This is a genomic window from Shewanella sp. W3-18-1 (genome assembly GCF_000015185.1).
Classification (GTDB): domain Bacteria; phylum Pseudomonadota; class Gammaproteobacteria; order Enterobacterales; family Shewanellaceae; genus Shewanella; species Shewanella putrefaciens.
In genome coordinates, this window is the sequence record NC_008750.1 from 3,448,672 (window position 1) to 3,472,641 (window position 23,970).

At 44.7% G+C, this 23,970-nt stretch carries 21 protein-coding genes; 15 read left to right on the plus strand and 6 right to left on the minus strand.

The window, feature by feature from the left end:
- Window positions 1-96: 96 nt before the first annotated feature.
- Window positions 97-1,164: an adenylate/guanylate cyclase domain-containing protein gene (locus tag SPUTW3181_RS15720; protein WP_011790293.1), complete on the plus strand. Its 1,068-nt coding sequence runs from the start codon at window positions 97-99 to the stop codon at window positions 1,162-1,164.
- A gap of 54 nt (window positions 1,165-1,218) precedes the next feature.
- Here the strand turns inward: SPUTW3181_RS15720 and oxyR are convergent, their stop codons facing one another.
- The 3 genes from oxyR to SPUTW3181_RS15735 all read right to left on the minus strand — a co-directional run bounded on the left by oxyR (window position 1,219) and on the right by SPUTW3181_RS15735 (window position 3,981).
- Complete coding sequence (gene oxyR / locus SPUTW3181_RS15725; RefSeq protein WP_011790294.1) at window positions 1,219-2,130, minus strand: hydrogen peroxide-inducible genes transcriptional activator OxyR; 912 nt, start codon at window positions 2,128-2,130, stop codon at window positions 1,219-1,221.
- A gap of 365 nt (window positions 2,131-2,495) precedes the next feature.
- Window positions 2,496-2,861, minus strand: coding sequence for an Hpt domain-containing protein (locus tag SPUTW3181_RS15730; RefSeq protein ID WP_011790295.1), 366 nt, complete (start codon window positions 2,859-2,861; stop codon window positions 2,496-2,498).
- 190 nt (window positions 2,862-3,051) lie between these two features.
- A complete protein-coding gene (locus tag SPUTW3181_RS15735; RefSeq protein ID WP_011790296.1) occupies window positions 3,052-3,981 on the minus strand; it encodes a TIGR01212 family radical SAM protein in 930 nt (309 codons plus the stop codon).
- 584 nt (window positions 3,982-4,565) lie between these two features.
- On the opposite strand from SPUTW3181_RS15735, the gene gltB reads away from it, so the two are divergent.
- From gltB to SPUTW3181_RS15775, 8 genes are all read left to right on the plus strand, one after another.
- Window positions 4,566-9,014, plus strand: coding sequence for a glutamate synthase large subunit (gene gltB / locus SPUTW3181_RS15740; RefSeq protein ID WP_011790297.1), 4,449 nt, complete (start codon window positions 4,566-4,568; stop codon window positions 9,012-9,014).
- A 6-nt stretch (window positions 9,015-9,020) separates the two neighbouring features.
- Window positions 9,021-10,427 (plus strand): FAD-dependent oxidoreductase, encoded by a 1,407-nt coding sequence (locus SPUTW3181_RS15745; RefSeq protein ID WP_011790298.1) that lies wholly within the window; start codon window positions 9,021-9,023, stop codon window positions 10,425-10,427.
- 331 nt (window positions 10,428-10,758) lie between these two features.
- Window positions 10,759-11,454, plus strand: coding sequence for a 5'-methylthioadenosine/adenosylhomocysteine nucleosidase (locus SPUTW3181_RS15750; RefSeq protein WP_011790299.1), 696 nt, complete (start codon window positions 10,759-10,761; stop codon window positions 11,452-11,454).
- 37 nt (window positions 11,455-11,491) lie between these two features.
- Window positions 11,492-12,481: a cobalamin biosynthesis protein gene (locus tag SPUTW3181_RS15755; RefSeq protein WP_011790300.1), complete on the plus strand. Its 990-nt coding sequence runs from the start codon at window positions 11,492-11,494 to the stop codon at window positions 12,479-12,481.
- Window positions 12,482-12,536: 55 nt separating this feature from the next.
- Window positions 12,537-12,914: a DUF2721 domain-containing protein gene (locus tag SPUTW3181_RS15760; protein WP_011790301.1), complete on the plus strand. Its 378-nt coding sequence runs from the start codon at window positions 12,537-12,539 to the stop codon at window positions 12,912-12,914.
- Window positions 12,911-13,537 carry a trimeric intracellular cation channel family protein gene (locus SPUTW3181_RS15765; protein ID WP_011790302.1) on the plus strand — a complete coding sequence of 209 codons (627 nt, stop codon included), beginning with the start codon at window positions 12,911-12,913 and terminating at the stop codon, window positions 13,535-13,537. The genes SPUTW3181_RS15760 and SPUTW3181_RS15765 overlap by 4 nt, the downstream gene beginning before the upstream one ends.
- 1 nt (window position 13,538) lies before the next feature.
- Window positions 13,539-14,030 (plus strand): nuclear transport factor 2 family protein, encoded by a 492-nt coding sequence (locus SPUTW3181_RS15770; RefSeq protein ID WP_014610107.1) that lies wholly within the window; start codon window positions 13,539-13,541, stop codon window positions 14,028-14,030.
- Window positions 14,031-14,150: 120 nt separating this feature from the next.
- Entirely contained in the window at window positions 14,151-14,579 is a 429-nt protein-coding gene (locus SPUTW3181_RS15775; protein WP_011790304.1) for a hypothetical protein, read from the plus strand.
- A gap of 122 nt (window positions 14,580-14,701) precedes the next feature.
- Here SPUTW3181_RS15775 and tyrS read toward each other — a convergent pair whose 3' ends face one another.
- On the minus strand, window positions 14,702-15,895 hold the full coding sequence (gene tyrS, locus SPUTW3181_RS15780) for a tyrosine--tRNA ligase (RefSeq protein ID WP_011790305.1): 1,194 nt from the start codon (window positions 15,893-15,895) through the stop codon (window positions 14,702-14,704).
- 126 nt (window positions 15,896-16,021) lie between these two features.
- Between tyrS and SPUTW3181_RS15785 the strand changes: the two genes are divergently transcribed.
- The 4 genes from SPUTW3181_RS15785 to SPUTW3181_RS15800 all read left to right on the plus strand — a co-directional run bounded on the left by SPUTW3181_RS15785 (window position 16,022) and on the right by SPUTW3181_RS15800 (window position 19,665).
- Window positions 16,022-17,428, plus strand: a complete 1,407-nt coding sequence (locus SPUTW3181_RS15785; protein ID WP_011790306.1) for a peptidoglycan DD-metalloendopeptidase family protein — start codon at window positions 16,022-16,024, stop codon at window positions 17,426-17,428.
- A 21-nt stretch (window positions 17,429-17,449) separates the two neighbouring features.
- Window positions 17,450-18,559 carry an anhydro-N-acetylmuramic acid kinase gene (locus tag SPUTW3181_RS15790; RefSeq protein ID WP_011790307.1) on the plus strand — a complete coding sequence of 370 codons (1,110 nt, stop codon included), beginning with the start codon at window positions 17,450-17,452 and terminating at the stop codon, window positions 18,557-18,559.
- Between the two features lie 253 nt (window positions 18,560-18,812).
- Entirely contained in the window at window positions 18,813-19,193 is a 381-nt protein-coding gene (locus SPUTW3181_RS15795; protein WP_011790308.1) for a DUF2750 domain-containing protein, read from the plus strand.
- A 28-nt stretch (window positions 19,194-19,221) separates the two neighbouring features.
- Complete coding sequence (locus tag SPUTW3181_RS15800; RefSeq protein WP_011790309.1) at window positions 19,222-19,665, plus strand: hypothetical protein; 444 nt, start codon at window positions 19,222-19,224, stop codon at window positions 19,663-19,665.
- Between the two features lie 98 nt (window positions 19,666-19,763).
- On the opposite strand, the gene erpA is transcribed toward SPUTW3181_RS15800, so the two are convergent.
- Window positions 19,764-20,114, minus strand: a complete 351-nt coding sequence (erpA, locus tag SPUTW3181_RS15805) for an iron-sulfur cluster insertion protein ErpA (RefSeq protein WP_011790310.1) — start codon at window positions 20,112-20,114, stop codon at window positions 19,764-19,766.
- Window positions 20,107-20,913, minus strand: coding sequence for a DUF6776 family protein (locus SPUTW3181_RS15810; RefSeq protein ID WP_011790311.1), 807 nt, complete (start codon window positions 20,911-20,913; stop codon window positions 20,107-20,109). Before SPUTW3181_RS15810 ends, erpA begins: the two co-directional genes overlap by 8 nt.
- 72 nt (window positions 20,914-20,985) lie before the next feature.
- Between SPUTW3181_RS15810 and SPUTW3181_RS15815 the strand changes: the two genes are divergently transcribed.
- On the plus strand, window positions 20,986-22,710 hold the full coding sequence (locus SPUTW3181_RS15815) for a chloride channel protein (protein ID WP_011790312.1): 1,725 nt from the start codon (window positions 20,986-20,988) through the stop codon (window positions 22,708-22,710).
- 223 nt (window positions 22,711-22,933) lie between these two features.
- Entirely contained in the window at window positions 22,934-23,953 is a 1,020-nt protein-coding gene (locus SPUTW3181_RS15820) for an aspartate carbamoyltransferase (RefSeq protein ID WP_011790313.1), read from the plus strand.
- Window positions 23,954-23,970 lie beyond the last annotated feature (17 nt).

A 23,970-nucleotide genomic window follows, 5' to 3' on the forward strand; every position in this document is an offset into this window, starting at 1 on the left:
TGATCCAGATCACAAATTTCACTAGCACTTTGGTGATGATTTTCTATAAACTACGGCATCCTGAAATAACGGTCGTATTCGGATAAAAATCGAGTCGTGAGAGCACGTAGACAAGCGAAAAAACTTCTTTTTGCGATATTAGCTTGGGCTATTGCCATGGCTGCTTTCGTGTTTTTTCGATATGCACAATCACCAGAACTGCCCCAGTGGGCGGTGAGCTCAGCCGATCTTGCGACCCTCGCGGTTTATATGGGTATTATCTTTGGTAGCCTACATTGGATGTCAAACTTAATTGCCGATTTTAGCGCAATCAATCGCCTTCCCTATGTGTTTTCAGTTATTTTCAAAGGGTTGTTCCTATTACTAGGTGCAACAACCTTGGCCTACATTACTCAATTTTTAAATATGTGGGCAATAGAAAACCATATGTCTACGCTAAGGCAAATGCTCACAGCGCATATTTTGTACAGCCCTTCTTTTCAAGCACTCATTGTCTACCTTGTTGTTGTTCGAGTCAGTTTAGCCTTTGTTGAGCAAATGGCATTATTAGTAGGCCCACGTATTTTACTCAATATCGGTATGGGTAAATACCATAAACCGAGATATGAACAGCGTTTGTTTCTTTACTTGGATATGGTTGCCTCCACCACACACGCTGAATCACTCGGTGATTATCGTTTTAGCCGTTTAATCCAAGATAGCTTTAGCTTATTGTCAGACACAGTAACGAATAATGAAGCCGAAATATATCGTTACATGGGTGATGCCGTCCTTATCCATTGGCCGTTAGAAGAAGGCGTGGTGCATGATCGTTGTATGAATATCTATTTTGAATTTAGCCAACAGCTTAGCTGGCAAAGACACTACTTTGAGGAACACTACGGTTTTGTGCCTAAATTTAAAGCCGCAGCACATTGTGGGCAGGTAGTTGCAGCGGTTGTTGGGGTACAAAAACAAGAAATTAGCTTCTTTAGTGACGTACTCAATACGTTAGCAAGGCTGCAAGATCAGTGTAACCCCCTTGGACAACGTATGTTAGTGTCTGGGGCTTTAGCAGGACGCTTAGATAATCCCAATAGTGAATATCGCCTAACCAACCTAGGCCCAATCAAACTAAAAGGGAAACAACACTCAATAGAAGTATTTGGTGTTTCCCCACTCTGATCTTGACTCAATTTAAGCTGTAACTAGACGTCACACTTTGCTGTTGCCGTAAGTTTAATCTTCGTCTTTAGTGAGTAACTTTTGGATCATTAAACCTAAGGTGCGGAAAGTTAAAATTCGGCTGGTAGTTTGTCGCCAAACGAGTCCTATATCTCGGTAAGGAGCCTCACCTGGTGGTGTCATTACCACTAAATCGGTATCGTTTAGAATGCCAGCATCAATCGCCATTTGTGGTAAGAAAGTCGTCCCTAATTTACTGTTTACCATTTGTACTAAGGTATGCAAACTGGTCGCGGCAAATGGGTTTACCTTGGCACTATCCCCCAACTGACAGGCTGTGATTGCATGGCCTGTTATGCAATGTTCACTTTGCAATAAAAAAATACTCTCATCCGGTAAGGCTTGATAGTCGATCGGTTGATGAATTTCTCCAGCTAAATCCTTATGGATGACCATTTTGAATGGGTCAATGCCAACCTTCATACTGTGATAACCACTAGTATCAACTGGTAAGGCAAGGATCAATAGATCTAACTCTCCTTTCCCTAAAGCATCTAACAAACGGTCAGTTGTATCTTCTTTCAGCAACAAACTCATCGCAGGATAAGCTTGCTGACATTGGCGCACAACGCGACTCAATAGGAAAGGGGCAATCGTAGGAATACAGCCTAGGCGAATATCACCCGTCATTGGCTCGCCTTGATTTTTAACTAGCTCAACTAAGTCGTCGACATCGGTGAGGATCTTACGGGAACGTTGTACAACTTCTTCACCAATAGCAGTAAACATAAATGATTTGTGATCACGTTCGATCAATTGATGACCTAGTTGCTCTTCTAAATTTTGGATCCCACTGGATAACGTCGACTGACTAACAAAACACACCTTAGCAGCGCGGTTAAAATTTTGCTCTTGATGGAGATTCACCAAATAAAATAAATTCTTGAGGCTAGGTAAACTTTTCATTTTATCGATTGCCAATAAGGTTATGCATTAATAAATTAAATCTAATCTAGCATAAAGTATCAACAATAACGCGGCATTAGTTATCAAGAGTGTGAGCCGAATCGCCATTCAGTGGATTGTACAACGGCTCAATAGGTCAAACTGAAGTGTTACGATATTTTGAGGTTACATTTTGTTCGTGACGGCAAGTTCGAACAGTGTTTCTGCTGCGTTTTCATCTATTGATAAAAACTGGCTCAAGTTTGCACTGGTGACTCAGCGTGCTCAAAAACATCAAACACGCTCTCGCTTATCAATAAATAATATTATCTAGTCAATGCTGCAGCCATCTCTTTTGAACAGATACGCCATAGTTATAACTGACGTTATATTTTTGCCTGAAGAAACAGCTTTAGCTGTTGTAAATCCGCGCTTGCAAACTCAACAATCTGAGCAACCCAAATACCATGCTCTACTGCCCAGCGATCTTCTTCACCATGTTGCAATAATTGAGCAATTTGCTGAATACGTTTCAAACCAACAGAGCCTGCGGCCCCCTTAAACTTATGAGCCTCAGAACACAGGGTATCTTTATCTTCAGCATCGTTAGCCTTTACTAGATTACCCACATATTCAGGCATGAGTTGCTCAAATAGTACAACACTCTTCAAGAGGGTAGCTGCACCAATAGCACTACAGTACTGTTCCAAAGTATTGAGATCTAGGATTGCTTCTAATTCAACTGTGGCCATCGAGGCCTCCCTTAAGTAGTTCAATGCGTAAATCAAATTCAGGACATGATACCCTCAAAAATTGACAGTGCAACTTATAGCAGTATTTACAGTCCAAAACAAATTTATCTATAACAAATCAAAAGCTTGCTATTAACACCATCCAACATTTACCACTATGGATGGTATCTAAACAGTGCTGATATTGCGACTATCGTCCCTCTAATGCTTCCCCTTGTCCACCATAAAGCGCCAAATTATCGACAATCGCCACTAATCCATCCCAACGATAAGCACACCAATTGGGCGCTAGTAGCATAGGTTTTTTCGCATAAGCGGTGACCCGATGGAAAATCACTTCCTGTGGCGTATGGCGGATCATCTCTCCGACACTGCGGGCATAATCCTCAAGACTCAATAAAGGTAAACGACCACTTCGCCACGCTTTGGCCATAGTGCTACCTTCGACAATATGCAAAGGATGCAGCTTCAAACCATCAACGCCCTGCTGCAATACAGCTGCTAAAGTCGCCATATAATCGCCGTGAGTTTCGTTGGGTAAGCCAAGAATAAGATGAGTGCATACCTTTAGACCACGGGCTCTTGCCCTAGAAACAGTATCACAATAGCAGGCGAAATCATGGCCACGGTTAATTCTACGCAGCGTTTCATCGTTGGCAGTTTGTAGTCCAAGTTCTAACCAAACATCGACACCATCGGCCTGATAACGCGCCAGCAAATCCAATACATTATCCGGCACACAATCGGGGCGAGTTCCTACACATAAACCGACTATCTCACCATCTTTAACTGCTTCATCGTATTTAGCCATCAACACTTGATACTCATCGTAAGTGCTGGTGTAAGCCTGAAAATAAGCAATAAATTTATCGGCTTGAGCCTGAGGTTTCGCCTCACGATAGCGACTCTTTCCCTGTTCGAGTTGCTCAGTAATACTCAATACATCAGCAGTTTGATGGCTAAATGACGCCACATTACAGAAAGTACAGCCTCCTCGCCCCAAAGTGCCATCACGGTTAGGGCAAGTAAACTTGGCATCTATTGTCAGTTTACGCAATCTTGTGCCGTATTTTGCCTTACAAACTGCGCCGAATGTGTTGACGTATGCATCAAGCCCCATTACAACACCTGCCTAACGTGAAATGGCTTCATTTTTAATAACCAAGATAAAATTACAGTAGAAAAGAAAAAAGTGATTGGACGAAAGGAAAAAGCGTATTGTAAACAAAGTTAGCCTGTTTTTCTTTGCCGTAAATAAAACTCCGAATAGATAGTCACAACTATTGTCAAAAATGTGCACTCCCCCTTGCATTTAACTTACATTTAGCGATCTACATCACAAACATGGAGAATAAAAATTCACTTATTATAATTTTTTATACCTTCACTGTATTTGCAATAAAAATCACTATTTGTAAATCAAAAACAATCCCACCCCATGTTACACTTTAGTAAATCATCAGTTTTATCCTTTTTAAAATTCTTTTTATTCATAATGTTATACAACACATTTTACTGTTGACGTTAACGTAATGCCATTGTGTTTTGTGTATGAAATATGAATTAATACCCATATTTTATGCAAATTTTTGGTTTGACCTTTAGTGAATCTCAGGCTAATTTGGGTGGTTCGGGTGCATATATAGAAAGTCTTTACATTTTCTCCCCGAGAAGTAATCAGTTGAGGTCTAGGGAGGTTTTTGTATGAGCTTATATCATCCCAGTTTTGAGCGGGACAATTGTGGTTTTGGGTTGATAGCACAAATGGATGGCGAAGCCAGTCATCGTATCGTGCGTACGGCTATTCATGGCCTTGATCGAATGAAACATCGTGGTGGCATAGCTTCCGACGGTCGCACTGGCGATGGCTGCGGTTTATTAATGCAATTACCCGTGCAATTTTTTGAAGCAATTGCCGCAGAAAATGATTGGCATTTAAGCCGCAAGTTTGCCGTAGGTATGCTGTTTTTAAGTCAAGACAATGAATTGGCCGACCAAGCTAAGTTTATCCTTGAGCGTGAACTCGAACGCGAAACCTTAAGCATTGCTGGCTGGCGCAAAGTACCAGTCAATCCCGACGTATTAGGGGAAATCGGCAAGGCTAGCCTGCCACGAATCTACCAAGTGCTGATTAACGCGCCTATCGGTTGGCGTGAAAAAGACTTAGAACGCCGCCTTTATATGGCGCGTCGCCGCTTAGAACAGCAGATCATTGATGACAAAGACTTCTATGTCGCGAGTTTGTCTGGCCAAGTTATCGTCTATAAAGGCTTGATGATGCCTGTAGATTTGCCCGCGTTTTATCCCGATCTCGCGGACATTCGCTTAAAAAGCTCTATCTGCCTATTCCACCAGCGTTTTTCAACGAACACATCCCCTAAATGGCCATTAGCTCAGCCGTTTAGATATTTAGCCCATAATGGTGAAATCAATACTATTACGGGTAACCGTCAATGGGCCCGTGCCCGTGCCTATAAATTTAATTCACCGCTACTGCCAGATTTGCAGCAGGCCGCTCCCTTTGTGAATGAAACGGGTTCTGATTCATCCTCCCTCGATAATATGCTGGAAATGCTGTTATCCGGTGGCATGGATTTATACCGAGCCATGCGGCTGTTGATCCCGCCTGCTTGGCAAAGTAATCCAGAAATGGATGATGAATTAAAAGCCTTCTACGATTTTAACTCTATGCATATGGAGCCTTGGGATGGTCCGGCCGGTATTGTAATGACCAACGGTCGCCATGCCGCCTGCGCCGTTGACCGTAACGGTCTGCGTCCATCGCGTTATGTGATCACAAAAGATCGTATTTTGACCTTAGCTTCCGAAGTCGGAATTTGGGATTACGCCGCAGATGAAGTGATCGAAAAAGGCCGTGTTGGGCCTGGTGAATTGCTGGTATTAGATACCTTGAACGGCCGCCTATACCAATCCTTCGAAATCGATAACGATCTTAAACGCCGCCACCCTTATAAAGAATGGATGGCAAAAAACAGCCGCACTTTGATCCCAGCAGAGCAACTCACCACAGAACAACATGGCGCTAGCGAATTAAGTCCAGAACAATTGCTGCAATATCAAAAGCAATTTGGTTATACCCGCGAAGAGCTAGAACAAGTAATTTGGGTATTAGCAAAACAAGGTGAAGAAGCCACAGGTTCAATGGGTGATGATACACCGATGGCGGTGCTGTCGAAAAAGTCACGTTCGCTGTATGACTATTTTAGGCAGAAATTTGCTCAAGTAACGAATCCCCCCATAGATCCATTACGTGAAAAGCATGTCATGTCCTTGGCGACCTGTATTGGTCGCGAGCAGAACCTGTTTAATGAAACCACAGGGCACGCTTACCGGGTGATGTTCAACTCGCCAATTCTATTATTCAGTGATTTTAACCAATTACTGGGATTAGATAGCACTTACTATCGCGCTAATATCGTCGATTTAAATTACGATCCTAATGAAGGACTCGAAAACGCCATCCGCCGCATCACAGCCGAAGCGGAACGTTTAGCTCGTAGTGGCACCACCTTACTCATTTTATCCGATCGCGCCGTTGATAAATCTGCACAAGTGATCCCCGCAGCCATGGCGGTCGGATCTGTGCAACAAATGCTGGTGAATAAAAGCCTGCGCTGCGACACCAACATCATTGTTGAAACTGCATCCGCACGGGATCCACACCACTTTGCCGTACTACTTGGCTTTGGTGCCACTGCCATTTATCCATACCTAGTGTACGAATCAATCTCCGATCTTGCGAAACGCCATGGTTTAACCGATACGATTGCATTAATGCTGAACTTCCGTTACGGCATCGAAAAGGGCTTGCGTAAAATTATGTCCAAAATGGGCATCAGTACTGTCGGCTCTTACCGTTGTAGTCAACAATTTGAAGCCATAGGCATTGCCAGCGAAGTCATCGACTTATGCTTTAAAGGTGTAGTTAGCCGTATCGAGGGCGCCGGTTTTGCAGAAATCGCCCAAGACCAAGCAATACTGCACAAAGCGGCCTACCGTGCCCATGTGCCATTGCCGCAAGGTGGACTGCTAAAATACGTTGAAGGCGGTGAATATCACTGCTTTAACCCCGATGTAGTCAACACCCTACAGGCATCACTGATCGATAAAAACTTTGCTACCTATAAAAAGTTTGCCGAACTGGTCGACAATCGCCCTATTGCCACACTGCGCGATTTAATCGGTATTAAGGGGGCTCAAACCTCGATTGATATCACCGATGTAGAAGCGGCATCAAATCTATTCTCACGTTTTGACAGCGCTGCTATGAGTATTGGCGCATTAAGCCCTGAAGCCCATGAAGCGCTGGCTATCGCAATGAACCGCTTAGGCGGCCGCTCAAACTCAGGTGAAGGTGGTGAGGATGCTCGCCGCTTTAATACTGAACGAAATTCTGCAATTAAACAGATTGCCTCGGCCCGCTTTGGTGTCACTGCGCATTATTTAGTTAATGCTGATGTATTGCAGATTAAAGTCGCCCAAGGCGCAAAACCCGGTGAAGGTGGTCAGTTACCCGGCCATAAGGTGAGTGTTGAAATTGCCGGACTGCGGCATGCTCGTCCTGGTGTAACGCTGATTTCACCGCCACCACACCACGATATTTACTCCATCGAAGATTTAGCCCAGCTAATTTTCGATTTAAAACAAATCAACACTAAAGCACTGATTTCAGTTAAATTAGTGTCAGAGCCAGGTGTCGGCACTATCGCCACGGGCGTAGCCAAAGCCTATGCGGATATGATCACCATTTCAGGGTATGACGGCGGCACAGGTGCCAGCCCAATCACCTCAGTGAAATATGCGGGTAGCCCATGGGAGCTAGGTTTAGCCGAAGTGCATCAATCTCTCGTGGAAAATGGTCTACGCCATAAAATTCGCCTGCAAGTCGATGGTGGCTTAAAAACCGGTACTGATGTCATTAAAGCCGCGCTCTTAGGTGCTGAGAGCTTTGGTTTTGGCACTGTGCCTATGATCGCCCTAGGTTGTAAATACCTGCGTATTTGCCACTTGAACAACTGCGCGACGGGCGTTGCGACTCAAGACAAAAACCTGCGCGATAACCATTACCACGGTCTGCCAGAGCGAGTGATGACTTACTTTGAGTTTGTGGCAGAGGAAGTGCGCGAATGGATGGCGACCCTTGGGGTCAGTAAATTTGAGGACTTAGTTGGCCGCAGTGAGTGGTTGTATACCCTTGAAGGACAAACCGCTAAACAACAGGGCTTAGATCTTTCACCGATTTTGTATCAACCCAAAGTGCCAGCGACCTCGTCACGTACTTGGCAAGAAACCAATCCACCGGCAGATTTAGGGCTACTTAACCAGCATTTATTAAACGAATGCCAAAGCGCCGTCGATAAGGGCGAGAGTTTCGACGCCGCTTATAGCATCAATAACACTGACCGCTCCGTTGGCGCAACCTTGTCAGGCTATATAGCGAGCACGCTCGGCGTGAAAGGCACTAAAGCGCCCATCAAACTGAGCTTTAACGGCAGCGCAGGCCAAAGTTTTGGCGTGTGGAACAGCCCAGGACTTGAGTTAAAGCTCTGTGGCGATGCCAACGACTATGTGGGTAAAGGGATGTCTGGCGGTAAGATTGTGATTTATCCACCACTGGGCAGTCCATTCCAAAGCGAGCGCAGCGCCATTGTCGGGAACACGTGCCTTTATGGTGCGACAGGCGGCAAGTTCTTCGCCGCGGGTCAAGCGGGCGAGCGTTTTGCAGTACGTAACTCAGGAGCGATTGCTGTGGTCGAAGGGCTTGGCGATAACGGCTGCGAATACATGACTAGCGGTATCGTGGTTGTCCTTGGTAAAACCGGGGTGAACTTCGGCGCGGGTATGACAGGCGGCTTTGCCTATGTGTTCGACCAATTTGGCCGCTTCAATCGCCGTGTGAATACTGAACTTGTCGACACTCAAAAACTGGAATCACCGATCCATCAACAACATTTAAAAGGCTTAATTGAAGCCCACGTGGCCGAAACGGGCAGCGAACATGCCAAGATGATCTTAAGTGATTTTGGTAACTGGTTAGATTGCTTCGTATTAGTGAAACCTAAAAATATTGCCGTGGCCGATCTGCTCAAACTCGAGCAATCGAGCCCAGAATTAGTTGTAAAAGCGGGGTAATGGCGCATGAGTAACGATTTTCAATTTATTGAAGTGGGTCGTAAAGACCCCGCTAAATACCCTGCGGCTAAACGTGCGACTCAGTTTATTGAGATTTATCAGCCTTTTGCTCAGCCTCAAGTAGCTGAGCAAGCGGACCGCTGTTTAGATTGCGGTAATCCTTATTGTGAGTGGAAATGCCCGCTACACAATTATATTCCTAACTGGCTCAAGCTAGCGGAACAAGGCCGCATCATGGAAGCGGCAGATTTAGTGCATGAGACCAACACTCTGCCCGAAATCTGCGGCCGTGTTTGTCCACAGGACAGACTCTGTGAAGGTGCTTGTACTCTGAACGACGACTTTGGCGCTGTCACTATCGGTAATGTCGAAAAATACATTACCGATACCGCTATCGCCCAAGGCTGGCGCCCCGATATGAGCAAGGTCACGCCACGCCCTGAACGAGTGGCGATTGTCGGCGCCGGTCCTGCGGGTTTAGGCTGCGCGGATATTCTGTCTCGCAACGGTGTTAAAGCTGTGGTCTTTGATAAATATCCACAAATTGGTGGGCTACTCACCTACGGTATTCCGTCTTTTAAACTCGACAAAGCCGTTATGGCGACCCGTCGCAGTGTATTAGAAGGCATGGGCATTGAGTTCAAACTCGGGGTCACTGTAGGTAAGGATATCCCATTTACTCAACTGCTCGAAGAATACGATGCCGTCTTCCTCGGTATGGGCACTTATACTGCCATGAAAGCGGGTCTTGAGGGTGAAGATGCCCAAGGCGTATACCAAGCCCTGCCCTATTTGATTGGTAACACCCATCATTTAATGGGCACTCAAGATGCGCAAACGCCCTACCTGAACCTTGAAGGTAAACGTGTGGTGGTATTAGGCGGTGGTGATACTGCGATGGATTGCGTGCGCACCGCAGTCAGACAAGGTGCCAGCAGCGTAGTCTGTGCTTACCGCCGAGACGAGGCCAACATGCCAGGTTCACGCCGCGAAGTGCAAAATGCGCGCGAGGAAGGGGTTAACTTCCTGTTTAACCGTCAACCTGTGGCGATTAAAACCCAAGATGGCAAAGTGATCGGCATTGAATGCGTCGAAACCGCCATGGGCAAGGCCGATGCAAGCGGTCGTCAACGCGCTGAAGCGATTGCAGGTAGCGAGCAGTTGCTCGAAGCCGATGCCATTATTATCGCCTTTGGTTTTCAACCAAGCCCTGCACCTTGGTTCGCCGAACACGGTATCGAGCTCGATCAATGGGGCCGAGTCAAAGCAAATAAGTTAGATGAAAACCCATTCCAAACTACCAACCCGAAAGTGTTTGCCGGAGGTGATATGGTGCGCGGTTCAGACTTAGTCGTGACAGCCATTGCCGAAGGTCGCGATGCAGCCCAAGGTATTCTTAACTACTTAGACTAAGCACTATAAATTAAGCGCCAACGTATTTTTATCACTAAAAACTGTTTTACCACAGTCGTTTAACAAGCACTCCAATGGCTGGACTCATGCAAACGAGTTCAGCCATTTCCTAGTGGCTTATCGCAATCGACAGATGAAAAAATAGACAGGCAAAATCGATAGATAAAAGCACACACCTTAGGACATGCGCTTTTATGTTAACCCTCCTACGTTTTATCCCACGATTATCAAGCAATCCCAATCTCGCCATAACGACTGCATAAAACTGTGTGGTATATTAGCCAGCATTCCCGTGTCCCACTCTTTAAGTGTTGAATCAAAAAGGTCTCCCATGAAAATTGGAATTATTGGCGCAATGGAGCCAGAAGTCGCTCACCTGATCGCCGCCATGACAAACGCAACATCGCAAACCATTGCTGGTATTGAATTTATTGCGGGTACTCTCGCGGGTAAAGACGTAGTAGTAACTCGCTCTGGCATAGGTAAGGTGGCTGCAAGTATTGCGACCACGCTGCTCATCGAGAAATATACGCCGGATGCGGTGATCAACACAGGTTCTGCTGGTGGTTTTGTTGATACGCTGGCCATTGGCGATATCGTGATTTCTTCTGAAGTGCGTCACCATGATGTGGATGTCACGGCTTTTGGTTATGAAATTGGCCAAATGGCACAGCAACCTGCTGCGTTTATTCCTGCCGCACATTTAGTTGAAGCTGCCAATAAAGCGATTGCTCAACTGGGTGAAGTCAAAGCAATTGAAGGTTTGATTTGTACTGGCGATAGCTTTATTTGCGATCCTGTTCGCACCCAAGCCATGCTCAAAAACTTCCCGACTATGGCTGCCTGTGAGATGGAAGGTGCTGCCATTGCCCAAGTATGTCACCAGTTTGGTGTGCCATTTGTGGTAATCCGCTCTTTATCGGATAACGCCAACAATGACTCGCCAGTGGATTTCGACTCTTATATTGTCAAAGCGGGTTACCATTCAGCGCTAATGGTAATGCTGTTACTTGAGCAGCTAAAATAGTCAATCTTGAGTAGCACCTTAAGCGGAAAAGTATCAAATGCATAGTTCTTTTTATCAACGACTTGTTGAGATTGATGGTGCTTTGTTTGAAGGTTTTTTGATACTTTTTTGCGCTTTATTGCTCGCACGTTTAGCCCCTTTACCGCGAGAAATGCAGCCGCTAATTTGGTTTACCCATTTAGCAAAACAGCTCGCCGCAAAAGTGAATCGTTCAGAACGTCCAGCAAGCCAACAAGCCACTGCAGGCTTGCTAGCAATGTTATTATTGGTATTTCCATTTTGGGCCATTATTACTTTTTTACTCGAACTAGCTGCTTTTCCTTGGTTTTTTGAGTTTTTAGTGCTTTATCTCTGCCTGAGTGATGCAGGTTTCAACCAAGTGGCCGCTGAAATCGCTCAGGCTCTCAAGCGCCAAGATAATGCAAACGCCAAAAAACTGCTTCAGCCTTGGGTTGTCCGTGATACCGATAATCTATCTGAAGTCGGACTGGCCAAAGCCACCATAGAAAAACTCGCCACAGCGCCTATTTACGGGACTGCTGCTACCATTTTCTTTTTTGCCATCGCTGGAGCGCCCATGGTGCTTGCAGTGCGAATGATTAAGCAACTTGAACTCAGTTGGCCACCAATACAACCGAAATACCAACATTTTTGTAGCACAGTCAATAGCCTATCAACTGTATTATTGGCTATTCCCGGGTGGCTTTGGAGCCTATCCATTGCTATTCAGGGTGGACCTAAGGCAATGACAAGCCTTTTTCGATTACCTAAACATCATCCTGCTTTACGGGGTTATATTCTCAGTGTGGATTTGGTGGCCAGAATTTTACATATTGAATTAGGCGGTCCACAAAAATTTTCAGGTCAACGTATCGATGTGGCCAAAATCAGTTACGGCCCACAACCCACTAGCAACAATATAGCCTCAGCGATTCAACTCACCTCCCGCGCGAGTGCTATATGGTTTAGTTTTGTTATTGTACTTCCCCTGTTATGGGCAGGTTTACGTTGGCAACAAAGCCTGTGATATGATGCAATTTCCCTTAGCACTTGGTTAAAGGCAGGCTCTCTTGTTTGAAAATATGCATGTTTCATTAACAACCCCAGCGTTGTTATTTCCAGCAATTTCCCTGCTATTACTCGCGTATACCAACCGATTTTTTGCACTGGCAGCACTGATCCGTCAGTTGAGTAACGGCGACAAACCCGTACATAAGGATCAAATTAAAAACCTCAGCCAGCGGATCCGCATCATACGAAGAATGCAAGAAGCAGGTGTTTCCAGTTTTGCGCTGTGTGTTTTATGTATGATTTTTATCTATATTGGTTTAAATAAAACGGGCTCTGTTATCTTCGGTGCCAGCTTATTACTACTGCTGTATTCACTGATCTTATCTGTGATCGAAATTCGTATTTCCGTGGATGCCTTAAATATCCATATCAAAGAGATGAGTAAATGAGTCATTGGATCTACTTTTTTGACTTATGTGGCACAGCCGTTTTTGCCTTATCCGGCGCACTCGCCGCCGGGCGCCATAGAATGGATCCATTTGGCGTCATTGTTCTTGCCTCTGTCACCGCTATTGGTGGCGGCAGCATCCGCGATGCGCTCATAGGTGCAACACCCGTATTTTGGATCCGCGACCCAAACTACATCATAGTGATCCTCGCTACCGTGCTCGCCTGTTTGCTATTGGTCCGTCGGCCTCGCAAGGTGCCCGAGTACATTTTACCCGTCGCAGATGCCTTTGGATTAGCCCTGTTTACTGTGATTGGTGCCGAAAAAGCCCTCAATATGGGTTTGAGTGGCATGATTGCCGTGGTAATGGGCTTGATCACAGGCGTGGGAGGAGGCATTATTCGAGACTTACTCTGTAGGCAAATACCCATGGTGTTACGCACAGAAATATATGCTACGGCTTCAATCATTGGTGGCATAGGTTATACCGTCAGTTTAACCTACGGTATGAATGAAAAAACGGCGCTGTTTTTGGCGATGACCAGTGCCTTGATTATCCGCTTAAGCGCCATCAAATGGCATCTATCTCTACCAGCCTTTGATCTCAAAACTAAGAGGGAATAGTTTGCGAATATTGTGTCTTATTTTATGTCTTATGTTTGCTTCTCTCGTGATTCCTGTATCGGCACAAGCCAACTCGGGAGAAATGCCACAGGAGCAGCAACTCGCCGTAAAGTACATGGATGCACTAACCGAGCACGACTACAAAACTCTTATCACATTTTATAATCGCGACAGTATTTTCTTCGATAAAACAGCTAACCGTAAATATACCGGAGGGCGATTTATCATCGACTTTCTAGAACGAGCTCATCAAGGTGTACTCGAATATGATTTTAATATCGAGCATATGTATAACGCAGGCTCTTTAGTGGTCATGATAGGTAACTACCATTTTAAAGGACCCGGTGAACAATTCGGCAAACCCGGTAAAATTATTGATGTGGCAATTCCTGCAGTCACCAGTCTAAAACTCGATATGCTCAACCGTAGAGTGACTGAACATGTCGATCTAATTGATTACCAAACCATGTCAGACCAATTGGCGATGCAGTAATCACAAAATTTGTGCCTCCTTGAAACTTGAGACCAAGACACAGGTCGAAGCTAACAATGAATCAATTTCCAGAATGTTATGCATTCACCAGATTTACAGCATTGTTGCAATGAGGTTTGTATGAAATTTTTTGGATTATGTGCCCTAGTCGCCTTTTATAGCCTAATGCTGTCGCCCCAAGCACAAGCACAGCAACCCATTATTGTTTCTTATGCAGTTCAACCTGTTAATCACTTCAATCAACAATTACGCATTGCGCAGGCGCAACAACAAAATTGGGCAAAAGATCCTAGCAAAATCAGTAGCCAATATGCAGGTAATAAATTTACCTTAGTGCGCACTCAATCGCATAAAGGCAGCATTTTAACCTATCAAGTGAGCGAGTTTTCCAAGCAACATCCACAGATGCTGTTGATTATCTCCCTAAAACAAAATGCCAAACAGTGGCAGGTCAGTTCGGCTCAGTTGGCGTGGAAATGCAGTGGTGGACAACACTTTGGTACCGACAGATGTAATATCGCCGAGCATGAGCTAAACACAGCGCCTTAATCTTGCTGTGTAGAAAGTATAAAAAAAGAGCGCCCTAAGGCGCTCTTTTTATTCGTTTAAACTTCTTGAAGTTTAAACGAATAAATTAAAATGACTTAACCTAAACCCACTGACCAACGTCACTATACCAAAGTCACTTTGGCAAACTTACGTTTACCGACTTGGAATACAGCAACAGTACCCGCGAACAAAGTCATACGGCTATCTTCTAACTTTTCGCCGTCCATCTTCACCGCACCTTGCTTAATCATCCGCATCGCTTCTGAAGTCGATGCCACTAAATCAGCATCCTTCAACAGATTGGCAATCGCAATACCTTCACCCGCTGCTAACTCGATTGCTTCGATATCGTCAGGGATCATTCCCTTAGCACGATCGACAAAGGCTTGATGTGCGCTTTCGGCAGACGCTGCATCATGGAAACGGGTGATAATTTCCTTCGCTAAAGCAATTTTAATGTCACGTGGGTTAGCGCCATTAACCACATCTTGTTTGAATTGTTCAATTTCAGCCAGAGGGCGGAATGACAGCAACTCAAAGTAGCGCCACATCAAATCGTCCGAAATTGACATCAGCTTACCAAACATTTCGTTGGCGGGTTCACTCACACCAATGTAGTTGTGTGCCGATTTAGACATTTTCTTCACACCGTCTAAACCCTCAAGCAGTGGCATCATAATCACAGCTTGTGGTTTTTGACCTTCGGCTTTCTGTAACTCACGCCCCATTAACAGGTTGAACTTCTGGTCAGTACCGCCTAATTCAACGTCGGCCTTAAGGGCTACTGAGTCATAACCTTGCAGCAGTGGATACATAAACTCATGGATAGCAATCGATTGACCCGAGGCATAACGCTTTTTAAAGTCATCACGCTCCATCATACGCGCAACGGTTTGTTGTGATGCTAAGCGGATCATTCCCGCTGCACCTAAAGGCTCTAACCAACTTGAGTTAAACTCGATGCGCGTTTTTGCTGGGTCAAGGATTTTATAGACCTGCTCTTTATAGGTTTCAGCGTTGGCTAATACTTGCTCACGAGTCAGTGGTGGACGGGTACTATTTTTACCACTCGGATCACCCACCATACCGGTAAAGTCACCAATTAAGAAAATGACTTCATGACCTAACTCTTGGAATAATCGTAATTTATTTAAAATTACTGTGTGTCCAAGATGGATATCCGGTGCAGTAGGATCTGCGCCTAACTTAATACGAAGTGGACGTCCTTCTTTGAGTTTTTCCAGCAGATCCGATTCGAGTAAAATCTCATCGGTACCACGTCTAATTTCTGCTAATACTTGGTCTAAATCAGCCATCTCGGCAGGGACTCCTAAGGCCATGATCATAAAATGAGGAGACTTATGTTACTTGTTAGCCAGCACAATTGAAAGTGTGTACACTAACGGGATTATTCAAGCCTCAGGTTATCGGTATCGGCGTCAATGGGAAAGGTTATTACGTTATTTAAATTGTTGCCTAAAAAGCATCAAATTCTCCTCAGCATTCTTTCTGTTATCACTATGATAACCATGCTCCTACCTTCTGAAGAAGCCCAAGCTTCAAGGCAAACCGCAGGCATAAGTGAGCAAACACAAATTAACACCCGTTATGATGTTCCTCTCGCCTTTCGCTCACCACAACGCCCTGAGTCAATAGAGGGTGAATCGAGTGATGTTCCAGCAAATGCAGAGCCATTATCCTCAACAGATGCGCTAGCCGCAGGAAATGCCAATAATCAAGCTGTCGAGTCCATTGAAAGTGCACTCCATAGGGATGTAGAGCACTTTAATGTTAAAAATGGCGATACCTTAGCAGCGGTATTTGACCGCGCAGGTTTAACGAGTAAAGATGTTTATGAAATCACCCAGTTGCCTTTAGCTAAGCAAAATTTACTTAAGATAATGCCTGGCGAAGAAATTGTGATATCAAAAGATGCCAAGGGTGATTTAACTGAAGTACGCTATCGAATTAATGCTATTTCTACGCTCGTGATCAGTAAAAACCAAGAACAATATCACGAAAAAATATCTGAGAAGGATGTAGAAATTCGCACGCATTTTACCAGCGCGAAGATTAAAAGTAATTTTTGGAACTCTGCGGTTGATGCGGGCTTAAATGCGAACCAAATCATGCAACTATCTACAGTGTTTGGTTGGGATATCGACTTTGCATTGGATTTGCGTGAGGGCGACAGTTTCGCGATTATCTATGAACAAGAATACGCAGAAGGTGAGTTTTTACGTAACGGTAATATCTTAGCTGCTGAGTTTATTAACCAAGATGAGCGTTATACGGCGATTCGCTATACGGACGGTAACTACTACTCAGAAAATGGTACTAGCATGCGTAAAGCCTTTTTGCGCTCACCGGTTGATTTTAAATATGTCAGTTCCAACTTTAACCCAAAGCGTTTGCACCCAGTCACAGGTCAAGTAAAAGCCCATCGAGGTGTTGATTATGTTGCCGCCATAGGCACGCCAATTAAAGCCGCGGGTAGTGGCCGTGTGATCGAGTCGGGCTATAATCAATTCAACGGTAACTATGTGTTTATTAAACACAACGATACTTACACGACTAAATACCTACACCTCACCAAACGTAATGTCAGCAAAGGGGCAAACGTTAAACAAGGGCAAATCATCGGCACTTTAGGAAAAACAGGACGAGTTACCGGGGCGCATCTACACTACGAATTCATCGTTAATGGTGTACATCGCAATCCAAGAACGATCACTTTACCTAAAGCCGAATCAATTGCACGTAAAGAAAAACCGCAATTCGATGCCTTGAGTAGACAATTAATGGCGACCATTTCGCAGAACAAGCAAACACAATTAGCAATGCAATAACGACTGGACGGACTCTTCCCGATGAAAAACGCTTATTATATTGGACTTATGTCTGGCACTAGCATGGATGGTGTTGATGCGGTATTAGTCGACTTTTCGGGCCCACAACCGCAGCTGATTTGCAGCCATACAGAAGCCATTCCGAGCCATTTACTCAAAGGGCTACAGCGTTTATGTTTGCCCGGTGCCGATGAAATAAACCGCCTTGGACGATTAGATCGCAATGTAGGACAATTATTTGCTTTGGCGGTCAATAATCTACTGGCAAAGTGCAATATTGCGAAAGAAGATATCATCGCCATTGGTAGCCATGGCCAAACGGTACGCCACATGCCAAACCTTGAAGTGGGTTTTACCCTCCAAATAGGCGATCCTAATACTATTGCGACGGAAACAGGCATAGATGTTATTGCCGATTTTCGCCGTAAAGATATTGCCCTCGGCGGCCAAGGCGCCCCCCTAGTGCCCGCATTCCACCAGCAAACCTTTGCCGAAATCGGCAAAAAACGCATTATTTTGAATATCGGTGGTATCGCCAATGTCACTTACCTTCCTGGAACAAGTGAACATGTACTGGGTTTCGATACCGGTCCAGGCAATACGCTTATCGACGCTTGGATCCAGCATGTAAAAAGTGAACCTTTTGATAAGAATGGCGAATGGGCTGCGTCCGGCAAAACCAACCCAGACCTATTAGCTCAGCTATTATCTCATCCTTATTTTTCGCTTGCTTATCCTAAAAGTACAGGCCGTGAATTATTTAACCAAGCGTGGTTAGAACAGCAACTATCGCCCTTTAATCATTTAGATGAAGAAGATATCCAATCGACACTTTTAGATATGACTTGCCATAGTATCGCGAGGGATGTCATCAAATTATCGCCGGAGGGAGAGCTATTTGTCTGCGGTGGCGGCGCGTTTAATACCCAACTAATGCAACGTCTCGCCGCCTTATTGCCGGGTTATAAACTGGATACTACCTCGGCTCTTGGCGTTGATCCTAAATGGGCCGAAGGTATCGCCTTTGCGTGGCTCGCCATGCGTAACCACTTAGGTTTACCCGCAAACCTTCCTGCTGTTACGGGCGCCTCCCGCGAAGCCGTACTCGGCGGACGATTTAGCGCTAAATAATAACGGTTTAAATTACCTGAATAAAAGTTTCATACTTTGAGGCTTTTATTCTAAATAATACTTGGCAACCTCAGATTGGCATTCATGTGTAGAGATGAACAGCACGCCATAAATGTATCCTACTGTACTGTTGTTCTTTTTCTCATCCCACTCTAATGTTACCATTTGACTAACTGGTGATTTTTGCTTTGCCCTCATTTTTTACATTGGGACACAACAAGCATCACCCTATTCCAGCAAAAGAGATATTTTCATGAGCAAGACTGTTAAAACCCTCGCTGAAACAGCAGCGATGACACCTGAAGGTCGTTACGATTACCTTGTTGAACAAGTTAAAGAACATAAGGTTCTTTGGACCTTGCAGGATCAAGACGGTTGCGTAATGCTGACCACGGAAGAAGAAGATTGTATTCCTATGTGGCCAACGGAAGATGCCGCTGAATCTTGGGCTGTGGATGAGTGGAGCGACTGTCAAACATTAGCCATTCCCTATGATGAATGGCATGAAAGATGGGTTCCAGGCATGGAAGATGATGATCTGTTTGTTGCTGTATTTCCTGTACAGGATGACTTAGGCGTGGTTATTCCCCCTTATGAGTTAGATCAGCGTTTATTGCCTAAACAAAGCCACTAATCGCCTTAACCCTAATGCGAGAATCTCAATGAGTGAGCAAGGATCTCCTTCACTAACGCCTGCAATAGCGCAAGACACGCGTTTGCCAAAACGCTTAATTGTCCTGCTGTTACTTTATGTTGTGGCTTCCATAAGTGGCTTAATGGCAAAGCAAGGCGTGTTATTTTGCCTATTAACACTCTTTATGGTGATTGCGATTATTGGTCGTCAGAAAGCAGGGCTTATTATGTTGCGCGGTTATACTCTGGTGCAATTAGCTTTGGTCAGTATGTTGCCAGTAATACTATACGATCCTGATAATCTCATTGTTGGCCCAACAACGGTATATTTAGGTGAATGGCAGGAAAAACTCCCTGACTATGTGATTTTTATCGCCTTGATAGCCTTATCATTACTGCAAGTGTGGATTGCATTTAATGGTAAAGTTAAAGCATGGTTTAAACCTAAATTAAACCTAAACATTATGAACTAGCTCATTGTTATTATAGTGAAAATAATAAAAAGCCGTCATTACGACGGCTTTTTTAATCTCATTTAAGACTCAATATGCTCGCGAAAAATAAGCAAAGATTAAACGGAGAAACTGGCTCCACAACCACAGGTCGTGGTCGCATTGGGGTTTTTCACAAAGAAGCGAGAGCCCTCGAGCCCAGAGGTATAGTCGACTTCACCGCCAACAAGATATTGTAAACTCATTGGATCGACGACTAATTGGACACCTTGTTTTTCAACTGTAAAATCGCCTTCGTTGACCTTTTCATCAAAGGTAAAGCCGTACTGAAATCCAGAACATCCGCCACCAGTTACATAAACACGCAACTTAAGTGCTGGATTTTGCTCTTCTTCTAGCAAGCCTTTTACCTTTGCTGCAGCCGCATCGGTAAATTGGATTGGCATTGCTGCATCAGCTTGTTCAGTCATTACTACCTCTTACATCAGTTTTCTGGGGCAAATTATCCGTTACCTGACTATTTTGTTCAAGTATTACCCGTGGTTCTTTTTCACCCTGCAATAATTCAGGGACACTATAAACACGTTCTGTCTGTGAATTCTTCGTCCAACGGCTTGATGGGACAACCACTTTCACTTTGACTTGCAATAAATTAAAGCCTGCTGGCACTGTCACTTTGGTATCTATGACCTGAAAATAGCGAAAATCAAATTCGAGCTTAGAACCCGTGAGTTTGTTCACACTTAACTCAACAGATTTCCCCTCTTGCACACCGATAAGGGTTAATTCGGCTCGACCTTGAATGGCTTGTTTACGCTTTTGTAACTGAGTCAAGATAAGCTTTAAGTTATATTCATCAGCTAAGGCGCCAGGCGTCATCTCAAGTCCGTGAATGGCAATACCTTCAGCATTATCATCAGGCGACATAATACTGCGATAAAACGCTAACTCATACTCAAGATCTTTTTGCTTTTTGATTTGCTGACCAAACATCTCCTGCATTTGAGCATTTGCCTCGCGCTCAATTGATAGCTCTAAATTTCGCGTTGCAAGCAATTGGGTCTGCTCTTCCAATTCTGCGGTTAATCTTTGAGATTTGTTACTGCCAATGTGTTTAACTACGGACTCATCGCTACTTAAGATGCAAAAACTTATCCAAGCACCTAAAAGAAAAGCAACTAACACTAAAAGTAATAAATACACTGAGGATGAACGGTACTTGCTGTCAATTCCTTGCAGCCAATCTAGCCAACGATGATAATTTGGCATTAGGTAACAGCCCCTATATAAAATACAATCAACTCTAGACGAGTTCGATACAATACAACTCAGGCCAATGCAGTGCAATTAACGATAAAGAAAGTTGCTATTCAACATGCCATAGTCACAGCCAAAAAGTATTTAACCAATGAGCTACGTGACCATTTATCCCAAGCCCGCATCAGTGCACAACTGTGCATACTGGCACTGTTATTTGCTATTTTTGCATCCTGCGTGATCTTACTGTTTCGACTCTTGCTCGTTTGGGCTAATCATTACACCCAAATACAAGCGCTGGATTTTACGGGGAACGTCGCCGACTGGCGAGCCTTGTTACCCCTTTTAGGCGCAATATTAATTTGGATTGTGGCGAAATTGGGTTCCAAACGCTACAAACGCATGGGAATAGCCTATGTGTTACATAGAGTTAAACTGCACTACGGTAAAATTCCGCTGCAATCCGCCGCTGGGCAGTTTTTTCAAGCACTCTTTGCCCTAGGCACCAATTTCTCCGTCGGCCGTGAAGGTCCTGCCATTCATCTGGGTGCTGTCAGCGCCAGTTTTCTCGCCGAAAAATTCAATCTTCCCGATAACAGTGTGCGCATTATGTGCGCCAGTGGTATTGCCGCAGGGATTGCCGCCACTTTTAACGCGCCCTTGGCGGCGGTGATTTTTGTACTCGAAGTGATAGTACGTGAATATAAAATCCATTACTTTTTCCCGATTATGCTATCAGCAATTTGTGGCGCAGTTTCAAGCCAACTGGTGTTTGGTAATGTGCACGAATTTGACCGTATTCAAGTGATCCACATTCCCCTAGATCACTACCCGATTCTCGCCATTGGCGGCTTAGTATTAGGCTGTGTTGCCGCTTTTTTTAACTACTCACTCATAAAAGTCACCACTACGAGCCAAAAATGGCCACTGATTTTCCGACTATTATTGGCGGCTGTTATCACGACGTTGATCGGCTTAGTCTTACCCCAGGCGCTTGGCACTGGTGATTTAGCTATCAGCGAAGCCATTAGTGAACACCCAAGTTTATTACTCTTAATCGCCCTGCTGGTAGCTAAAATAATCGCAACCATTGCGGCGATAGGCCTTGGCATTCCAGGAGGATTAATTGGACCACTCTACGGCATAGGTGCCTTGATTGGGGCTATTTTAGCCCTCGTGAGCGCAATACTATTTCCGTCCATAGCCCCTTATGTAGGGCTTTACACAGTGATCGGCATGACGGCCATGATGGGCGTGTGTTTAAGTGCGCCGCTGGCCGCCTTGGTCGCCCTATTAGAAATGACTAATGACGCCAGCATTATTTTACCGGCAATGTTTGTAACAGTTCCGGCTTTTTTAATTGCTTATCAGGGTTTTAAGACTGACTCCATTTTCTTTAAGCAATTAGAAATTATGGGACTAGGTTATAAGGTCGCCCCCGTGAATTTAGCACTACAGAAAAAAGGCGTGCGAGCCTTAATGGATAAACGCTTTGTTATCGTCAATAACAACGATGAATTGTTGCTCGAAGTGCTAAAACGCGCCGAAGGTCGACCCGTGCTAGTCCGCAATGCCGATGGCATTATCGAAATGCTTCGTCTTGAAATGCAGTCCTATGATGACAGTACCACGCTATCGCGCCATCCCATGCAAGGGCTAAGCGACAGCACCACCCTCAATGAAGTCTATTCACTATTGTCGCCCAAACGTAACGGTGAAGTGTTTATCTATCAAGATTCGCCAGACAATGTGGTCGGGGTAATCAGTTGGTCGAACCTGCAACAGGAGATTCGTTCAGGCCAAGCCTAATATCGCTTCAAAACCTAGTTGCTATTAAAAGATTCAAAACCTGAGACGGCAGATTAAAAGCTTTTTGGGCTTCATCGCAAAAATCTAACACAGTGACAATGGGCTATTTCGTTGTAACTGTGCTTCTGCTACAATCGCGCCTCAGCCACCCTACATAACATCAGGGCAGATAAGCGCGATACCGCAGCTTAAAATGCCCCCTAGCAAATTGGAAAACAGGCTGATGAATCAGTTCGAAGGATCCCATATCCTCTCCGTAAACCAGTTAGATCTTGACTCAATCCAAACTATTTTTAATGTCGCTAGCCGCATGATGCCCTATGCACTTCGAGAGAAGCGCAATAATGTGCTCGATGGCGCCATTTTAGGTAACCTGTTTTTCGAACCCAGTACCCGTACCCGCGTCAGTTTTGGTTGCGCCTTTAATTTACTTGGCGGCCATGTGCGTGAAACCACAGGTATGGCTTCATCGTCTTTATCTAAGGGTGAGTCCCTGTACGATACGGCGCGGGTGTTATCCACCTATTCCGATGTGATTGCGATGCGTCATCCCGACTCTTACTCGGTAAAAGAGTTTGCCGAAGGCAGCCGCGTCCCAGTGATCAACGGCGGCGATGGTTCGAACGAACATCCGACTCAAGCCCTGCTCGATTTATTTACTATTCAAAAAGAACTTAAGTGTGCTGGCCGCGGTATCGATGGCATGCACATCGCTATGGTGGGCGACTTGAAATTTGGCCGTACAGTGCATTCTCTATCGCGCTTACTCTGCATGTATAAGAACATTAGCTTCACACTGATTTCGCCTGCTGAATTAGCCATGCCTGATTATGTGATCTCTGACATTGAAAATGCTGGCCATAGCATCAAAATAACCGACCAACTTGAAGGCCATTTAGATAACGCAGATATTCTGTATCTTACTCGCATTCAAGAAGAACGCTTCCCTTCACAGGAAGAAGCGAATAAGTATCGCGGCAAGTTCCGCTTAAATCGCAGTATTTACACTCAGCATTGCAAATCTAACACTGTCATTATGCATCCGCTTCCAAGGGATTCACGTGCGCAAGCCAATGAGTTAGATAATGATTTAAACAGCCATCCTAATCTTGCTATCTTCAGACAGGCGGACAATGGGCTGTTAATTCGCATGGCTTTGTTTGCATTGACACTCGGCGTTGATAATCAACTCGAAAAATATGAGTGTCCAGTTAATTGGTATTCACGTAAAGCCGATCGCTAATTGGCTACAGACTTTAA